Annotated in this window: 16 protein-coding genes; 8 read left to right on the forward strand and 8 right to left on the reverse strand. The window is 72.0% G+C overall.

Features of this window, described 5'->3' with window-relative positions; genetic code table 11:
* From AB5G72_RS04800 to AB5G72_RS04815, 4 genes are all read right to left on the reverse strand, one after another.
* Positions 1 to 681: a Maf family protein gene (locus AB5G72_RS04800; protein WP_096905895.1), complete on the reverse strand. Its 681-nt coding sequence runs from the start codon at positions 679 to 681 to the stop codon at positions 1 to 3.
* Between the two features lie 22 nt (positions 682 to 703).
* Positions 704 to 1156, reverse strand: a complete 453-nt coding sequence (locus AB5G72_RS04805) for a cupin domain-containing protein (RefSeq protein WP_440221112.1) — start codon at positions 1154 to 1156, stop codon at positions 704 to 706.
* Between the two features lie 179 nt (positions 1157 to 1335).
* Positions 1336 to 1584, reverse strand: a complete 249-nt coding sequence (locus tag AB5G72_RS04810) for an acyl-CoA carboxylase subunit epsilon (RefSeq protein WP_096905894.1) — start codon at positions 1582 to 1584, stop codon at positions 1336 to 1338.
* Positions 1581 to 3230: an acyl-CoA carboxylase subunit beta gene (locus AB5G72_RS04815; protein WP_317470469.1), complete on the reverse strand. Its 1650-nt coding sequence runs from the start codon at positions 3228 to 3230 to the stop codon at positions 1581 to 1583. Before AB5G72_RS04815 ends, AB5G72_RS04810 begins: the two co-directional genes overlap by 4 nt.
* 77 nt (positions 3231 to 3307) lie before the next feature.
* On the opposite strand from AB5G72_RS04815, the gene AB5G72_RS04820 reads away from it, so the two are divergent.
* The 5 genes from AB5G72_RS04820 to AB5G72_RS04840 all read left to right on the forward strand — a co-directional run bounded on the left by AB5G72_RS04820 (position 3308) and on the right by AB5G72_RS04840 (position 8021).
* Positions 3308 to 4216, forward strand: coding sequence for a biotin--[acetyl-CoA-carboxylase] ligase (locus tag AB5G72_RS04820; RefSeq protein WP_440221113.1), 909 nt, complete (start codon positions 3308 to 3310; stop codon positions 4214 to 4216).
* Positions 4217 to 4219: 3 nt separating this feature from the next.
* Positions 4220 to 4783 (forward strand): PH domain-containing protein, encoded by a 564-nt coding sequence (locus AB5G72_RS04825; RefSeq protein WP_120286174.1) that lies wholly within the window; start codon positions 4220 to 4222, stop codon positions 4781 to 4783.
* A 22-nt stretch (positions 4784 to 4805) separates the two neighbouring features.
* Positions 4806 to 6092, forward strand: coding sequence for a 5-(carboxyamino)imidazole ribonucleotide synthase (locus AB5G72_RS04830; protein ID WP_440221114.1), 1287 nt, complete (start codon positions 4806 to 4808; stop codon positions 6090 to 6092).
* A gap of 48 nt (positions 6093 to 6140) precedes the next feature.
* Positions 6141 to 6653 carry a 5-(carboxyamino)imidazole ribonucleotide mutase gene (gene purE, locus AB5G72_RS04835; RefSeq protein WP_069389745.1) on the forward strand — a complete coding sequence of 171 codons (513 nt, stop codon included), beginning with the start codon at positions 6141 to 6143 and terminating at the stop codon, positions 6651 to 6653.
* A 198-nt stretch (positions 6654 to 6851) separates the two neighbouring features.
* On the forward strand, positions 6852 to 8021 hold the full coding sequence (locus AB5G72_RS04840) for an acyl-CoA dehydrogenase family protein (protein WP_120286172.1): 1170 nt from the start codon (positions 6852 to 6854) through the stop codon (positions 8019 to 8021).
* A gap of 164 nt (positions 8022 to 8185) precedes the next feature.
* Here the strand turns inward: AB5G72_RS04840 and AB5G72_RS04845 are convergent, their stop codons facing one another.
* The gene (locus AB5G72_RS04845; protein ID WP_253003313.1) at positions 8186 to 8872 is read right to left on the reverse strand and encodes a TIGR03089 family protein; all 687 of its coding nucleotides are present in this window, start codon (positions 8870 to 8872) and stop codon (positions 8186 to 8188) included.
* A gap of 42 nt (positions 8873 to 8914) precedes the next feature.
* Positions 8915 to 10489: an LCP family protein gene (locus AB5G72_RS04850; RefSeq protein WP_163376651.1), complete on the reverse strand. Its 1575-nt coding sequence runs from the start codon at positions 10487 to 10489 to the stop codon at positions 8915 to 8917.
* Positions 10490 to 10600: 111 nt separating this feature from the next.
* On the opposite strand from AB5G72_RS04850, the gene AB5G72_RS04855 reads away from it, so the two are divergent.
* Together AB5G72_RS04855 and AB5G72_RS04860 are read left to right on the forward strand one after the other, a co-directional pair.
* Complete coding sequence (locus tag AB5G72_RS04855; protein ID WP_440221115.1) at positions 10601 to 11479, forward strand: glycosyltransferase family 2 protein; 879 nt, start codon at positions 10601 to 10603, stop codon at positions 11477 to 11479.
* Between the two features lie 95 nt (positions 11480 to 11574).
* Positions 11575 to 12690 (forward strand): sugar phosphate nucleotidyltransferase, encoded by a 1116-nt coding sequence (locus AB5G72_RS04860; RefSeq protein ID WP_227022368.1) that lies wholly within the window; start codon positions 11575 to 11577, stop codon positions 12688 to 12690.
* 98 nt (positions 12691 to 12788) lie between these two features.
* On the opposite strand, the gene AB5G72_RS04865 is transcribed toward AB5G72_RS04860, so the two are convergent.
* Together AB5G72_RS04865 and AB5G72_RS04870 are read right to left on the reverse strand one after the other, a co-directional pair.
* Positions 12789 to 14252, reverse strand: a complete 1464-nt coding sequence (locus tag AB5G72_RS04865) for a coenzyme F420-0:L-glutamate ligase (RefSeq protein WP_440221116.1) — start codon at positions 14250 to 14252, stop codon at positions 12789 to 12791.
* The gene (locus tag AB5G72_RS04870) at positions 14249 to 15328 is read right to left on the reverse strand and encodes a 2-phospho-L-lactate transferase CofD family protein (RefSeq protein ID WP_067712261.1); all 1080 of its coding nucleotides are present in this window, start codon (positions 15326 to 15328) and stop codon (positions 14249 to 14251) included. Before AB5G72_RS04870 ends, AB5G72_RS04865 begins: the two co-directional genes overlap by 4 nt.
* 335 nt (positions 15329 to 15663) lie before the next feature.
* Between AB5G72_RS04870 and AB5G72_RS04875 the strand changes: the two genes are divergently transcribed.
* Positions 15664 to 15975, forward strand: a complete 312-nt coding sequence (locus AB5G72_RS04875) for a WhiB family transcriptional regulator (RefSeq protein WP_067712264.1) — start codon at positions 15664 to 15666, stop codon at positions 15973 to 15975.
* Positions 15976 to 16057: the final 82 nt, after the last annotated feature.

The following is a 16057-nucleotide window of genomic DNA, read 5'->3' on the forward strand; positions in this document are numbered from 1 at the left end:
TCACGTCCGGAGCTCGGGTCGCCAGACGCGGTGGGCGTTGATTCCGGCACCCTCGAGGAGTCGTCGCAGCAGTGGCAGGCTGAGCCCGATCACGCTCGACGGGTCGCCCTCGATCCGGTCGATGAACCAGCCCCCGAGTGACTCGATCGTGAACGCGCCCGCGCACTCGAGCGGCTCCCCGGTGCGCAGGTACACGTCGAGGTCGGCGTCGGACGGTGCGCCGAAGTGCACCGTGGTGTCGGACGTGTCGGTCTCGGAGTAGGTGACGGCGAGGGGGTCGTCGCCGGTGAGATCGGCCACGATCAGCGCGTGGCCGGTGAGCAGCACCCCGTGACGCCCGCGCATCCTCCGCCAGCGCTCCATGGCGCGCTCGTAGGTGTGGGGTTTGCCCTCGAGGTGGCCGTCGACCAACAGCATCGAGTCGCACCCGACCACCACGAGTGTGTCGGCACCGGCCGACCTCGCCTCGGCCGCGAGCGACTCGCCCTCGCGCTGCAGGACGTCCTCCGCCTTGGCGCGGGCCAGTTCCTCCACGACCCGCACGTGCGGGGTCCCCGGCGGCAGGGCGGCCTGCAGGGCGTCCTCGTCGACCTGAGGGTGGCGGATGAGCGGGTCCACCCCCGCCTGCTCGAGGATCCGCAGTCGGGACGGGGAGGCGGAAGCGAGGACGAGCGCGATCATGGGCCTCAGCGTAGCCACCGGGTCAGGACCGCGGCAGCAGCATCGTGATGGTCAGCGTGGTGGGTTCGAGTGCCCGGACCCGGTGACGGAGCTTGGCGGTGAGGTGGAGGATTTCGCCGGTGCGCAGTTCGAGTGTGCGGTCCGGCAGGCCGAACTCCACGCGTCCCCGCAGCAGCTGGATCAGGATGGGGTGGAACGCGGCGTGGTCGGCCATCTCCTGGCCCTCGTCGAACTCGAACGCGACGATCTTGGCGGTCTCGTCCCGGTGGACGACCGTGGCCCCGGGGCGGGTGGCGGACGGCGCCGCCCTCCCGATGACGTCGGTGTGGTGCGTGGCGGTGCCCTCGTCGGTGCCGGCACGGCGGCCGTGATCGCGATCCTCGGCCGCGGGGTCGCGGGTGGGACCGCCGGATGCCCCGGCGTCCCGCCCGGGAGACGTGGCCTCCCGCCCGGCGGAGGTGGCTTCCTCGGACATCGACGGTCCTCCTCGGGAACTGCCCGCCGACCGGTCCGGCGGCGGTCCCACCACCCTACTGATCCGACGCAGCAGCCCTGATACGACACAGCCGCCCCCGTGCCCGTGCTCCAGCGCGTGCATCGGCACGCTGGGGGACGGGGACGGGGGCGGCTCGTGGTGCGGCCAGTCCTCTGCGCTCAGTACTGGCGGCGGTTAAGGAACGAGCTCGGGCTGTATCCGAACGGCGGACGCAGGCGGTCCTCGTAGGATCCCCAGTCATCCCTGACGCCGGTATCGTGCTCACTCGCGTGGGCGGCGTTCCCCTGCGCGGTCGCGAAGACCGCGGACAGGATGCCCACCTCCGTGGGAGTGGGGTTGCCGCCCACGATCTCGAAGAACGGCTTCTCCGGCTGGCCGGCGGGGTCCTGCTGCTGCTCGCCGGTCACAGCGGGATGTTCCCGTGCTTCTTGGCCGGCACCTCGACGACCTTGCGGTCGAGCAGTCGCAGTGCCTGGGCGACCTGCAGACGGGTGTGCGAGGGCGGGATGACCGCGTCGACGTAGCCACGCTCGGCGGCGACGTACGGGTTGACGAGGGTGTCCTCGTACTCGGCCTGGAGCTTGAGCCGGAGGGCGTCGACGTCCTCGCCGTTGGCCGCGGCCTGCTTGAGCTGGTCGCGGTAGACGAAGCCGACGGCTCCCGAGGCGCCCATGACGGCGATCTCGGCGGTCGGCCACGCGAGGTTGATGTCGGCACCCATGTGCTTGGAGCCCATGACGTCGTACGCGCCACCGTAGGCCTTGCGGGTGATGACGGTGACCTTGCCGACGGTGGCCTCACCGTAGGCGTAGAGCAGCTTGGCGCCGCGGCGGATGATCCCGTCGAACTCCTGGCCGGTCCCGGGCAGGAAGCCCGGGACGTCGACCAGCGTGAGGATGGGGATGTTGAACGCGTCGCAGGTGCGGACGAAGCGTGCGGCCTTCTCGGAGGCCTTGATGTCCAGGCAGCCGGCGAACTGGGTGGGCTGGTTGGCCACCACGCCCACGCTGCGGCCCTCGATGCGGCCGTAACCGACGATGACGTTCATCGCGTACTGGCCCTGGATCTCCAGGAACTCGCCGTCGTCGACGATGTGCGAGATGACCTCGTGCATGTCGTACGGGCTGTTGGAGGAGTCGGGGATGATCGTGTCGAGATCGTGGTCCTCGAGCGTGAGGTTGTCCTCGATCGCACCCTCGGCGATGGGGAACGGGAACCGCGGGGCCTCGGCACGGTTGTTGCTCGGGAGGTAGGAGAGCAGGTCCTTGACGAAGTCCAGGGCGTCCTGCTCGTCACTGGCAGTGTAGTGGGACACGCCCGACTTGGTCATGTGCGTGGTGGCGCCGCCGAGTTCCTCCTGCGAGACCTCCTCGCCGGTGACGGTCTTGATGACGTCGGGGCCCGTCACGAACATCTGCGACGTCTTGTCGACCATCACGGTGAAGTCGGTGAGGGCGGGGGAGTAGACGTGGCCGCCGGCCGACGGGCCCATGATCAGGGAGACCTGCGGGATGACACCCGAGGAGAGCACGTTGCGGTGGAAGATCTCGCCGTACAGGCCGAGCGAGACGACGCCCTCCTGGATCCGGGCGCCGGCGCCGTGGTTGATGCCGATCATCGGACGGCCGGTCTTGAGGGCCAGATCCATGACCTTGACGATCTTCTCGCCGTAGACCTCGCCCAGCGACCCGCCGAAGACGGTGGCGTCCTGCGAGAAGACGCAGACGCTCCGGCCGTCGATAGTGCCGTAGCCGGTGATGACACCGTCGCCCAGCGGCCGGCGCTCGGCGAGACCGAACGTCGTGGCCCGGTGGCGGGCCAGCGCGTCGATCTCGACGAACGAGCCCGGGTCGAGAAGGTTCTCGATGCGCTCGCGGGCCGTCATCAGGCCCTTGTCGTGGGTTTTGTCCACCGCGGCCTGCCCCATCGGGGCCCGGGCCTCGTCGAGGCGCCGACGCAGCTCGGACAGCTTCCCGGCGGTCGTGTGGATGTCGGGGGTCGCAGCGTCCGTCTGGACGTCGGCGCTCACGTCCGGTTCTGAGGCAGTCGTCATGTTGCAAGACTCTAACCAGTGACCCGCCTCCGTGGCGACGTGACCCGGCGTACATCCCCCGGCGGCGACCCCGACCGATGTCCGAGCGGCGACATACGCTGGGGGTCGTGCACGCAGATCCAGGTACCGAGACCCCGCCCAGGTTGGACGCCGACGCGCTCCGTCGCGCTCTGGTGGAGGGCCCGGACGCGCCGTACTCGTCTCTCGACGTCGTCGACGACATCGGTTCGACGAACGCCGAGTTGATCTCCCGCGCGGCCGTGGGTGCGCCGGACCGCAGCGTGTTGCTGGCCGAGCACCAGGCGTCCGGTCGCGGTCGCCTCGGTCGCGTGTGGACCGCCCCGCCGCGCACGCAGGTCGCCGTGAGCGTCCTGTTGCGCCCGGGGGCGATCTCGCCGACCCTCTTCGGGTGGTTGCCCCTCGTCACCGGCCTCGCGGTGAGGGACGGGCTGCGCGAGGCCGGTGGCGTGGAGGCGACGCTCAAATGGCCCAACGACGTCCTGGTGGACGGGCGCAAGATCGCCGGCATCCTCGCCGAGATGACCACCGTGCCGGGCGGCGGGGACTTCCCCGTCCGGCTGCCGGCCGTGGTGGTGGGGGTCGGCATCAACGTCTCACTCACCCGCGAGCAGTTGCCGGTGCCCCACGCCACCTCGCTGGCGCTGGCCGGCGGGTCCGGTGACCGGGACGGCGTGGCCCGCGCCGTCCTGGAGGCGCTGGCTCTGCGCCATCGCCAGTGGCGTGAGTGCGAGCACGGGAGCGGATCGACCGTCTCGGACCTGCTCATGACGACCTACACCGAGGCCTGCTCCACCGTCGGCGCCGAGGTGAGGGTCGAACTACCCGGGGACGTCGTGCGGACCGGGCGCGCGGACAGGGTCGACCGCGACGGCCGCCTCGTCGTCGTCGACCCCGACGGTGAGTTCGCCGTCGCCGCCGGCGACGTCACCCACGTCCGTGGCGTCGGCGGTCGGTGGGGCGGCTGAGCCGTGGGTTTCATCCGATCGGTCCTCGCGCCGGGGGAGACGCTCATCGTCCACACCCACCCGCACTGGCGCGCCCTCGTCCGCCCGGCGCTGGTCACGGTGGTCGGGGCCGGCCTCGCGGGGATCGCCGGCGGCTTCATCGAGGTGCAGGTGGTCCACGCCGGCGACCGTACGGCGACCTGGGCCATGGTCGCGGTGCTGTACACCCTGGTCGTTCTCCGGTTCGGACTCTGGCCCCTGACCCGGTGGACGCGGACCGACCTGGTGGTCACCGACGAGAGGGTGCTCTACCGGCCGTCCGGGTCCTCGCGGCGGTGCGTGGACGTGCCGCTGCGCAGGATCAGCGCCGTCAGGTTCCGCCACACCCTCACCGACCGCGCCCTGGGCACGGGATGCCTGATCCTCGAGCTCGGTCACCTGCCGCCGGTGGAGATCGACCACGTCCCGGAGGTCGCCCGCGTCCACGCCGCCGTCTACGACGAGCTCATGCGACTGCCACCCCCGCCCCCGCCCGCTCCGGTCGCCGCGGCGCCACGGTTCCGCTGGGGGCTCCCGGGGCGGCGGTGACCACCCCGCCCCACGTGAGACGATGGGCGACGTGAACGACGACTCGCGCATCCGCCGCAATCCCCTCGGCACGCCCGTCGTGGCGATGATCGGTGGGGGACAACTCGCCCGCATGACCCACCAGGCGGCCGTCGCCCTCGGCCAGACGCTGCGCGTGCTCGCCGCTGACCCCCAGGATCCGGCCGCCCAGGTCACGCCGGATGTGGTGATCGGCGCGCACGATGATCCCGACGCCGTCCGCGCCGCCGCGGAGGGCGCCGACGTCATGACCTTCGACCACGAGCACGTGCCCCCGCAGATCCTGCTCGAGCTGGAATCCGCCGGGGTCGCCGTCCGTCCCCGCGCGTCCGCGCTCATCCACGCCCAGGACAAGCTGGTCATGCGGCGGGCGTTGGCGGAGATCGGCGCCCCGGTCCCGCCGTTCACCGGCGTGGACTCGCTCGACGACGTCCGACGTTTCCACGACGAACAGGACGGGAACATCGTCCTCAAGGCCGCGCGGGGCGGGTACGACGGTCGGGGCGTGTGGATGCCGGGCTCGCTGGAGGAGGCAGAGCGGATCGCCGACGAGCAGCTCGCCGCCGGGGTGCCGATGATGGCCGAGGCCCGCGTCCCGTGGACCCGGGAGCTGTCCGCGATGGTGGCCCGGTCCCCGTTCGGGCAGGGCGCGGTGTGGCCGGTCGTCGAGACCGTCCAGCGTGACGGGATCTGCTCGGTGGCGATCGCGCCCGCCCCCGGGCTGCCCGACGACCTGCGCTCGGCCGTGCAGGCCACCGCACTGCGACTGGCCGAGCACCTCGACGTGACCGGCGTGATGGCCGTGGAACTGTTCGAGGTGATCGGCTCGGACGGTCGCCCGGGAGTGCTCGTCAACGAGCTCGCGATGCGTCCCCACAACTCCGGCCACTGGACGATGGACGGGGCCACCACCAGCCAGTTCGAGCAGCACCTGCGGGCGGTACTCGACTACCCGCTCGGCTCCACCGTCCCGACCGCGCCCCTCACCGTGATGTCCAACGTCCTCGGCGCTCCCGAGACGCCGGAGATGAGCATGGACGAGCGCGTCCACCACCTCGCCGCCCGGTTCCCGCATGTGAAGGTGCACCTCTACGGCAAGTCCGAGCGGCACGGCCGCAAGATCGGGCACGTCAACGTCCTGGCCGACCCGGGCGTCGACCCGGACGACGCGGACCAGGTGGCCTCCGTCCGCGCGGTCGCGGAACTCGCGGCCCACTGGCTCTCCCACGCGCAGTGGGCCGACGGCTGGGACCCCCACACGGGGGCTGCCGTCGGAGACTTCGAACGCTGAGTGCACCACCGCGACGTTGAGCGCACCACACTGAGGAAAGGCGACGAGATGACCGAGCGACAGGACGGGCCGCAGGTCGGTCTGATCATGGGCAGCGACTCCGACTGGCCCACCATGGAGGCCGCGGCGGAGGCGCTCGCCGAGTTCGGGATCACCTTCGAGGTCGGGGTGGTCTCGGCACACCGCACCCCGCAGAAGATGCTCGACTACGCCCGCTCGGCGGCCGGCCGGGGCGTCCGCGTGGTGATCGCGGGTGCGGGCGGCGCCGCGCACCTCCCGGGGATGGTCGCCTCGGCCACGCCGCTGCCGGTCATCGGTGTCCCCGTGCCGCTCAAGCACCTGGACGGCATGGATTCCCTGCTGTCGATCGTGCAGATGCCCGCCGGTGTCCCGGTGGCCACCGTGTCGATCGGCGGGGCGCGGAACGCGGGTCTGCTCGCGGTGCGGATCCTCGCCGCTTCCGACCCCGCCCTGCGCGAACGAATGGAGGCGTTCCAGGCCGAGCTGGAGGCGATGGTCGAGCGCAAGGACGAGGCCCTGCGCCGCCAACTGCTCGGCTGATCGCCACCGCGGGGGCGCGGCGGGGCCGACGGCGCCGACGGGGACCGACTTCCGACTGGTAATTTGAAGGGCCGGACGCGGCCTCGCGTCTCCCGCGGCGATACTGGCGGCCGACGAACGTCAGCGGCCCCTCCGCGAGAACCTGGCCGGCGCCCGCCGCGCGATCAGCACCGACGAATCCCTTATGGAGGCCCGCATATGTCCGGTAACCCCGACTTCGACCTGTACCGCCCGGCGGAGGAGCACGAAGAGCTCCGGGCCGCGATCCGAGCCCTGTCGGAGAAGGAGATCGAGCCCCACGCCGCGGCCGTCGACGAGGACGAGCGGTTCCCCCAGGAGGCCCTCGACGCGCTCAACGCCTCGGGTTTCAACGCGGTCCACGTGCCGGAGGAGTACGGCGGGCAGGGTGCGGACTCCGTGGCGGCGTGCATCGTGATCGAGGAGGTCGCCCGCGTCTGTGGGTCGTCCTCGCTGATCCCCGCCGTCAACAAGCTCGGCACCATGGGCCTGATCCTGGCCGGTGGGGAGGAGCTCAAGCAGAAGGTCCTTCCCGAGATCGCCGAGGGCAAGATGGCCTCCTACGCGCTGTCCGAGCGCGAGGCCGGCTCCGACGCGGCAGCCATGCGCACCCGCGCCCGCCAGGACGGTGACGACTGGATCCTCAACGGCAGCAAGGCGTGGATCACCAATGGCGGCAAGTCGACCTGGTACACCGTCATGGCCGTGACGGACCCCGAGAAGGGTGCCGGCGGCATCTCGGCGTTCATGGTCCACGCCGACGACGAGGGCTTTGGCGTCTCCAAGACCGAGAAGAAGCTCGGCATCAAGGGTTCGCCCACCGCGGAGCTGTACTTCGAGGACGTCCGCGTCCCGGGCGACCGGATCATCGGCGCGCCGGGCACCGGCTTCAAGACCGCCCTGCAGACCCTCGACCACACCCGCCCGACCATCGGCGCGCAGGCCGTCGGTATCGCGCAGGGCGCCCTGGACGCGGCGATCGCCTACACCAAGGAGCGCAAGCAGTTCGGCCGCGCGATCTCGGACTTCCAGAACACTCAGTTCATGCTGGCCGACATGGCGATGAAGGTGCAGGCCTCGCGCCTGATGGTGTACACGGCCGCCGCCAACGCCGAGCGCGGCTCCGCGCCCGGTGGCGAGAAGCTGGGCTTCATGGCCGCCGCCTCCAAGACCTTCGCCTCGGATGTCGCGATGGAGGTCACCACCAACGTCGTGCAGCTGTTCGGCGGCGCCGGGTACACCCGCGACTTCCCGGTCGAGCGCATGATGCGCGACGCCAAGATCACCCAGATCTACGAGGGCACCAACCAGATCAACCGCATGGTCATGGCTCGCCAGCTCCTCGCCTGATGGCCGTGCCGCGGGCCCGCTGACCGGTACACCCTCCACGAATCCGCTACTCCGATTCCGGATCTGCTACCCGCATCAGGGGAGCGGATCCGGAATCGGAGTAGCGGATTTTCGCGTCGCTGGGGCGCTGGGGCGCTGGGGCGCGTGTCGCGGGCGCCGGGCGATCAGAGGGTGAGCGTGGTGCGTTCGGTGGCCGCCACGTCGGCGACCGCGGGATCGTCCGCGTCTGCTCCCGTGACGAGCACCGCCGTGCCTCCGGAGGCGAACACCCGGGCCAGGACCTGCACCACGTCGTCGCGATCGGAGCCCGCCACGAGGGCGCGGCCCGCAAGGGCGGGGTCGGCCAGTTCGGACAGCGGAGCGCCGTCGAGGGCGAGCGGGCCCCCGCCGGAGGGCACGAACGCGTCCGGGTGGATGCGGCAGGCCTCGGCGAGGTCGGTGACGCCCGGGGGGACCTCGACGCCGGCGGCCGCCAGCGGGCGGCCCATCGGGTCGGTGGTCATGAGGAGGGCCTCGATGTCGGTGGGGTGGCGGTCGAGGCGGTCGGGGACGGTGACGACGGCGACGGCGTCGTCCGCGGCCCCTGTGCTCACCTCGGCGCCCGCCCACCAGGCGCCGAGGAGGACGCCCGCGGTGAGCCAGTGCGCGGGCAGGTCGCACACGATCACGTCGCCCGGCACCACCCCGAGTTCGTCGCGCAGGAGTCCGGCGATCTTCGCGGCCCAGTTGGCGGTGGAGGTGACAGACAGTTCCACTCGTGACGGGGCGGCCTGGTTGTAGTGGGTGACCATGGGGGTTCCCGGGTCGAGTGCGAGGAGCGGCTGCAGGACGGTGTCGGCGGCGGTGGTCACTCTGGGCCTCCCGGGTGGTGGTCGGTCAGTGGGCGCAGTCGGTCAGTTGACGCAGGGCACGTCCGAGCCGGCGTCGAAGGTCGGGCGATCCGCGATGGACGGCGGCAGCGGCGCATAGGAGGAGGTGGTGGGGGAGTAGGACTCGGTGCCGGCGGCGTCGCCGGTGGGGCCACTGTAGTCCTCGGCCAGGACGACGCGGACGGAGCCGTCGGGCAGCGCTGGGTCGACCTGCACGGGCAGGCCGCCGAGGGCCTCCGATACGGCAAAGGCGGCGTCGTCGTCGGCGGAGGCTGCGGCGACGTGCGAGGTGTAGGCGGCGGCCGGGTCGGTGAGCAGGTCGCCTGCGGTGTAGCCGAGTTCGGTGAGGGCTCCGGAGACCTGCGCGGCCAGACCGTCGATCGCGGTGGTGTTGACCACGGAGACCGTCACCTCGGCGGGGTCCGGCCCCGGCGCGTCGGTGGGGGTCTGCTCCGGATCGGTGGTGGCGTCGGCGTCCGCTTCCCGATCCTCGGTGCTGGCGAAACCGGCCACGAACTCCGACACCTCGGCGGGGTCGGCGGTGACGATGGACTCGCCCCACTCGGTGAACGAGTCGATGCTGGTGACCGGGATGGTCTCGAATCGGACGTTGCCGCCGCTGATGTCCTGGAGCTTCATGGCGAAGTCGACGAAGTCCCAGTTCTCGTCGATGACGAAGGACCGCTTGGCGGCGTCGACCAGCGCACCGAGTTTCGAGGGGTCGGCCAGGGTGCCGGCGGAGAGGATCTTCTTGACCAGCTGGGACATGAACACCTGCTGACGGACGATCCGGTCGAGGTCGCCCGCGGGCAGGTCATGGCGTTGGCGCACGAAGCTCAGGGCGTCCGATCCGGAGACCGTCTGGACGCCGGCACGGAAGTTCGCGCCCGACAGCGGCTCGTCGACCGGCTCGTTGAGGCAGACGGGGACGCCGCCGACCGCGTCGGTGAGCAGCACGAACCCCAGGAGGCCGATCTCGGCGTAGTGGTCGGCCTGGACGCCGGTGAGATCCTCGACGGCGCCGATGAGGCCGTTGCGCCCGGCCTTGACCGCGGCGCGCTGGTCCTCCTCGGTCAGTTCACCGTCCGGGTCGGACGCGACGGCACGCTCGAGATGGGCCTCCTTGTTCGCGGCGTAGACGCCGTTGATCTTGCTCCCGCCGACCGAGCTGGTCTCCACGTAGACGTCGCGGGGGATGGAGATCGCGGTGGCGGAACTGCCGTCCTCGGGGATCCTGATGAGCAGGATCGTGTCGGTGTTCTCGCCCTCCTCCTCGCCGGTCCGGATCGTGGCCAGTTCCTCTTGGCTGAGGGGGTTGCCCTGCGCGTCGGTCCGGTTGTCCGTGCCCACCAGAAGGATGTCGACGGCGCCGTCGAGGCCACCGTCACCCACGTCGAGACCGCCGGCGGAGGTCAGGTCCGAGCTGAGTCCGTTGAACAGGGTCCACCCGACGCCGGTGACCAGGAGACACAGGGCGGAGACGAGGGCGGCCACGACGCGACCGACCCGGTACGCGACCGGGCGGGCCGGGGTGGCGTGACGCCGTCTCCGTGCCCGGCCGGGGGCACGACGGGGCGTCGCTGGCAGCTCGGCGCTCATCCACCGTCCTTGTCGTCGAGTAGGGCCGCTCGAGGCCGCCGATGATGATCAACGGTACCGCGCCGCGCGCCGGGCGTCGGAATCCGTGGGGTGCGTCGTAGGGTGTTTCGCGTGACGACCCGACTACCCGTCGTGACGGTGACGTACTCGCCGGGCGACCACCTCCGCAGCTTCGTCGAGACCCTCCCCGCGGCCACGACCCGGCAGGTCGGCCTGGTGATTGCGGACAACGGGTCGACGGACGGGGTGCCGGAGGAGGTCGCGGCGGAGTACGGGTTCGCCGAGTTCTTCCCCACGGGCGACAACCTGGGGTACGGCACCGCCATCAACCGGGCGGTGACGCTGATCGCTGGCCGGCCGGAGGATTTCGACCAGGAGTTCGTCCTGGTGGTCAACCCGGACGTGACCTTCGAACCCGGGTCGGTGGACGAGCTCCTCGCCGCCGCCGCACGCTGGCCGCGGGCCGCCGCGTTCGGCCCGCGGATCTCCGAGACCGACGGGTCCGTGTACCCGTCCGCCCGGGCGGTGCCACGTCTGGGCGCGGGGATCGGCCACGCCCTGCTCGGCCAGGTGTGGCCGCGGAACCCGTGGACGGCGGGATACCTCGACGACGCGGACATGGAGACCGAGCGGGCCGCCGGGTGGCTGTCGGGTTCGTGCCTGCTGCTGCGCCGGGCGGCGTTCGATGCCCTGGGCGGGTTCGACGAGCGGTATTTCATGTACCTCGAGGACATCGACCTGGGCGACCGTCTCGGCAGGGCCGGGTGGCAGAACGTCTACGTGCCCGCCGCCGTCATCCACCACGACCAGGGTCACGCTGCGAACGCGGTGCCGGAGTTCACCCTCCGGGCGCACCACCGCAGCGCGTACCTGTTCCAGGCGGACAGGCACCCACACGCCTGGCAGGCACCGATACGCTGGGCGCTCAGAGCGGGCCTGGAGTTGCGGTGTCGCCTGGCGATCCGGTCCGCCCGGCGCGCCGCGGGCTGAGCCCGACACCCCGGAACCGAGACCCATCCACCGGCCACCGGAGCGGGGCGAGCGCGCCCCCGCCCGCGGCCCTTTCGACAGCAGGAGCCTTCACCGTGACCTCGACGACCCCCGGGAGTGCCACCGCCGACGACGACCTGATCGCGGACACCGAGGCGGTGGTGCTGGTCGGCGGCAAGGGCACCCGGCTCAGGCCCCTGACGATCTCGGCGCCCAAGCCGATGCTGCCCACCGCGGGCCTGCCCTTCCTGACCCACCTGCTCTCCCGGATCCGGGCGGCCGGCATCCGGCGCGTCGTGCTGGGGACCTCCTTCAAGGCCGAGGTCTTCGAGGAGTACTTCGGCGACGGGTCGGCCCTGGACCTGGACATCTCCTACGTCGTGGAGACCGAACCCCTGGGCACCGGCGGCGGCATCCGCAACGTCCTGTCCGAGCTCACCGCCTCGACGGTCATGGTGTTCAACGGCGACGTCCTCGGCGGGACCGACCTGCGGGAAATCCTCGCCCTGCACCGCGAGAAGAACGCCGACCTGACGATGCACCTGGTCCGCGTCTCCGATCCGCGCGCGTTCGGCTGCGTCACCACCGACGACGACGGGCGCGTCCAGGACTTCCTGGAGAAGACCCAGGATCCGCCGACCGACCAGATCAACGCCGGCTGCTACGTGTTCCGCCGTGAGCTCATCGAGCAGATCCCCGAGGGCCAGCCGGTGTCGGTCGAGCGTGAGACCTTCCCCCAGTTGCTCAGTGAGGGCCGGCGCGTCTACGGGTTCGTCGACTCCGCCTACTGGCGGGACATGGGCACGCCGGAGGACTTCGTGCGCGGCTCGGCGGACCTGGTCCGCGGCATCGCCCCGTCGCCGGCGCTCGACGGCCACGCGGGGGAGTCCCTGGTCCACGAGGGTGCCGGGATCGGGGCGGGCGCCGTCCTGGTCGGCGGGACCGTCGTGGGGCGCGGCGCGGAGATCGGGGCCGGGGCCAGACTGGACGGCGCGGTCGTCTTCGACGGTGCCCGCATCGAGGCCGGGGCGACGGTCGAGCGTTCGATCGTCGGATTCGGCGCGAGAATTGGCCACCGGGCGCTCATCCGGGACGGCGTGATCGGTGACGGCGCCGACATCGGTGCCCGCTGCGAGCTCCTGCGCGGTGCCCGCGTGTGGCCGGGGGTGCAGATCCCCGACGGCGGGATCCGCTACTCCACCGACATGTAGGCCCGGCCGGCCCTCGCCACCCATTCGATGTCTCGCCACCCATCGGATCCGGCAGGTGGCGCGACATCGAATAGGTGGCGCTCATGGCCGCTACCGACTCACTCGATCGTCAGGTAGGAGTCGCCGGCCGGCCGCGGATCGCGCGGCGGGACCGGCTCGGCGGGCACGCCCACCGCGACCGCGCCGAGCGGCCGCCACGAGCCCGGCAACCCCAGTTCGCGGCGGGTGGTGTCGGCGGCGAAGATCGTCGACCCCACCCAGCACGAGCCCAGGCCGCGCGCGGCGAGCGCCACCAGCAGCGACTGCACCGCGGCACCTCCGGCGACGGTGAACATGGTCTCCTCGCAGGCGGCCCGGCGGGCGTCCGGGTAGTCGTGTGCACCGGCGTCGTCGTCGACGAACGGCAGGATCAGCTCGGGGCAGGTGCGCAGCAGGTCGCCGCGCCCGAGTCGACGGGCCAGGATCTCGCCGGTGTGCCCGTCGGCGCGCAGGTCGCGTTCCCAGTCCGCGCGCAGGGCGTCCAGCAGCCGCATGCGCGCGCGGCCCGCGACGCGCACGAACCGGACGGGCGTGGAGTGGTGCGGTGCGGGGGCGGTGAGCGCATCCGCCACGGCGCCGGCCAGCAGGTCCGCGTCGACGGACTCGTCGGAGAACCGTCGCACCGAGCGACGGGCGGGAACGGCCTCCCGCCGCCCCAGCGCCAGCGCTTCGGCGGTGCCCAACCGGAACAGGTCCGAGGACCCGCCCCTGACCAGGTCACGGGCCCGCCGGGGGACGTCCACCTCGTGGTCGTCGCGGCCGTGGTCGTCGTTGCCGTCGTCGTCATCGTCGTCGTCACCGTCGTCCAGCAGCAGGTGCCCGATCCCGCGCACCACGGCGACCGGTCGCGCCCCCAGCTTGCCCTTGACCAGGTCCGCCGCTGACGCGATCTCGTCGGCCACGGCGACGTCGGTCACCAACAGTTCGTTGCCCTGGCGGTCCACGGCGCCGTCGTACCCCACCGACACCCGCAGTCCGGCGGCGCCGATGGCCATGTCGATCTGGCCGGTGCGCCAGGCCCGCCCCATCGTGTCGGTGACGACGACCGCGACGCGCGCGCCCGTGAGGCGTCGGAGTTCGCGGGCGAGCGCGGCGGCGGAGGCGTCGGGATCCTCGGGTAGCAGCGCGAGCTCGCGGGCCTCGACGTTGGAGCCGTCGACCCCGGCGGCGGCCTGGACGATCCCCAGCCGGTTCTCCGTGATGAGCGTGCGGTTGACGCGCGCGACCACGCGGACCGACTCGGCGTCCACGAGCCGCCGGCGCAGGGCGTCGCGCTCGTCCGGGTCGGTGGGGGCGGGAACGATCCGCCCCTCGGTCTTGGACAGCACCTTGGAGGTCAGCACCACCACGTCGCCGTCGACGAGGCCGTGCCGGTCGGCGGTGAGCGCGTCGGCGAGGGCGCGCGCGAGGTCGTCACCGGGCCGGAACTCGGGCAGGCCGTCGGGTGCCCACATGACGACGTCCGCGGGCGCGGCGTGTCCGACGGTCCAGCGGCGGATCTCGGGGAGCGCGCCGTCGGTCATCGGTCGGTCCGGGCGGGGACCTCGAGGCCGGCCAGGTCGATCGCGGCGGCGACCATGTCCGCGGTGGCGTCGGGGTCGGTCATGAGCAGCGGGACCTCCCGGATCGCGACGCCGTCGACCGCGCCGGAGCCGTCGGCGGGCGCGTCGCCCGGGGCCACGAGCCAGCCGTCGAGTAGGCCGGTGCCGGAGCGGGCGCCGTAGTGGCGCGCCACGGCCGTCGCGGAGGTCTCGACTCCGATCGCCGTGAGGCACGTGTCGGCCATGCCGCGCAGCACCGCCCCGCCGATCACCGGGCTGATGCCCACCACGGGGGCGGGGGTGGACCGCAGCGCGGCGCGGATCCCGGGCACCGCGAGGATCGCGCCGACGGAGACCACGGGGTTGGAGGGGGCGACGACGACGAGGTCGGCCGTCTCGATCGCCTCGAGCGTCTCCGGGGTCGGCGTGGCGGCATCGGCGCCGACCTGCACGAAGCCGGAAGGCGTCAGTTGCGCCCGGTGCTTGACCCACCACTCCTGGAAGTGGATCGCCCGCGGGCCGGGGGCGTCCGCGTCGGGGCCGTCGCCGGGGGTCGCCGCGTCGCCCGCGCCGGTCCCGTCGTCGGCCGTGCCGCCGGTCACGACCACGTGCGTCTCGCAGCGGTCGTCGGTCACGGGCAGCAGGCGGACGCCGGGGGACCAGCGGGTCGACAGCGCCTCGGTGACGTGGGTGAGCCGGTAGCCGGCGTCGAGCATCTGCGTGCGCACCAGGTGGGTGGCCAGATCCTTGTCGCCCAGCCCGAACCAGTCGGGCTGCACGCCGTATGCCGCGAGTTCGTCCCGGCAGTTCCACGTCTCCCCGGCGTGGCCCCAGCCGCGCTCGGGGTCGATGCCGCCGCCGAGGGTGTACATGCAGGTGTCGAGGTCGGGGCAGATGCGGACCCCGTGCATCCAGGCGTCGTCGCCGACGTTGACCACCGCGTCGATACGATGCGGCGAACCCGCTCGGGCGGACTCGGCGTCCAGTCCGAGTAGTCGGCGGGCGCCGAGCAGGAAACGGGCGCCACCGACGCCGCCGGCCAGAACACAGATCTTCACACGGACGAGAGTAGTGACGGTGCGTGCGACGCCGCGCCGGTGGGCTGGACAGGCCCGGTCCGGGAGGGTGGCGGGCGCGCCGGGGACGTGTCCCACGCCACAATCGCGGCGGCGTGTCACCGGCCGCGGCGGGTGGGGAAAATGGTAGGTATCCCCGATTTCACTTGACCTACGCGGCTTGCATGTGTGTAATCACAGGTGTGTCATTCCCTGGTGGGTGACGGTAAACATCGCACAGACATCAGACAATCCGCGATCCGGCAGGGCTCCCTCGGCCGTGTCGGCGACGGGCACTTAGACGCGGACCATCGCGCACGAACATGCAACACGAAGGGATGACCGTGGATCGACAGTCACGCACCGTCGCGGGACCCGAGCTGGCCCTGGTCGACCTCGGTGTCTCCGGCCTGTTCGTCGAGGACGAGCAGGAGAGCTGGCAGGAACGGGCTCTGTGCGCGCAGACCGATCCCGAGGCGTTCTTCCCGGAGAAGGGCGGGTCGACCCGCGAGGCCAAGAAGATCTGCACCGGCTGCGAGGTCAAGGCCGAGTGCCTCGAGTACGCGCTGGCCAATGACGAGCGGTTCGGCATCTGGGGCGGGCTGTCCGAGCGTGAGCGGCGGCGCATCAAGCGCGACGCCGTCATGTGAGCCGCGGGCGGGTCATCCCAGCCCGTCACCCGGCCCCGTCTTCCGGCGCCACCTCCCACCCCTGACCGCCCCGTACCGGGCG

Origin of the sequence: Dietzia sp. MNB45, from assembly GCF_051994785.1 — a bacterium.
Classification (GTDB): domain Bacteria; phylum Actinomycetota; class Actinomycetes; order Mycobacteriales; family Mycobacteriaceae; genus Dietzia; species Dietzia kunjamensis.

Coding starts and splice junctions, on each gene's coding strand:
- AB5G72_RS04840 (WP_120286172.1), top strand. CDS start 6,852: ATGTCCGGTAACCCCGACTTCGACCTGTACCGCCCGGCGGAGGAGCAC.
- AB5G72_RS04820 (WP_440221113.1), top strand. CDS start 3,308: ATGTCCGAGCGGCGACATACGCTGGGGGTCGTGCACGCAGATCCAGGT.
- AB5G72_RS04805 (WP_440221112.1), bottom strand. CDS start 1,156: ATGTCCGAGGAAGCCACCTCCGCCGGGCGGGAGGCCACGTCTCCCGGG.
- purE (WP_069389745.1), top strand. CDS start 6,141: ATGACCGAGCGACAGGACGGGCCGCAGGTCGGTCTGATCATGGGCAGC.
- AB5G72_RS04815 (WP_317470469.1), bottom strand. CDS start 3,230: ATGACGACTGCCTCAGAACCGGACGTGAGCGCCGACGTCCAGACGGAC.
- AB5G72_RS04800 (WP_096905895.1), bottom strand. CDS start 681: ATGATCGCGCTCGTCCTCGCTTCCGCCTCCCCGTCCCGACTGCGGATC.
- AB5G72_RS04850 (WP_163376651.1), bottom strand. CDS start 10,489: ATGAGCGCCGAGCTGCCAGCGACGCCCCGTCGTGCCCCCGGCCGGGCA.
- AB5G72_RS04875 (WP_067712264.1), top strand. CDS start 15,664: ATGACCGTGGATCGACAGTCACGCACCGTCGCGGGACCCGAGCTGGCC.
- AB5G72_RS04865 (WP_440221116.1), bottom strand. CDS start 14,252: ATGACCGACGGCGCGCTCCCCGAGATCCGCCGCTGGACCGTCGGACAC.
- AB5G72_RS04830 (WP_440221114.1), top strand. CDS start 4,806: ATGGGCGACGTGAACGACGACTCGCGCATCCGCCGCAATCCCCTCGGC.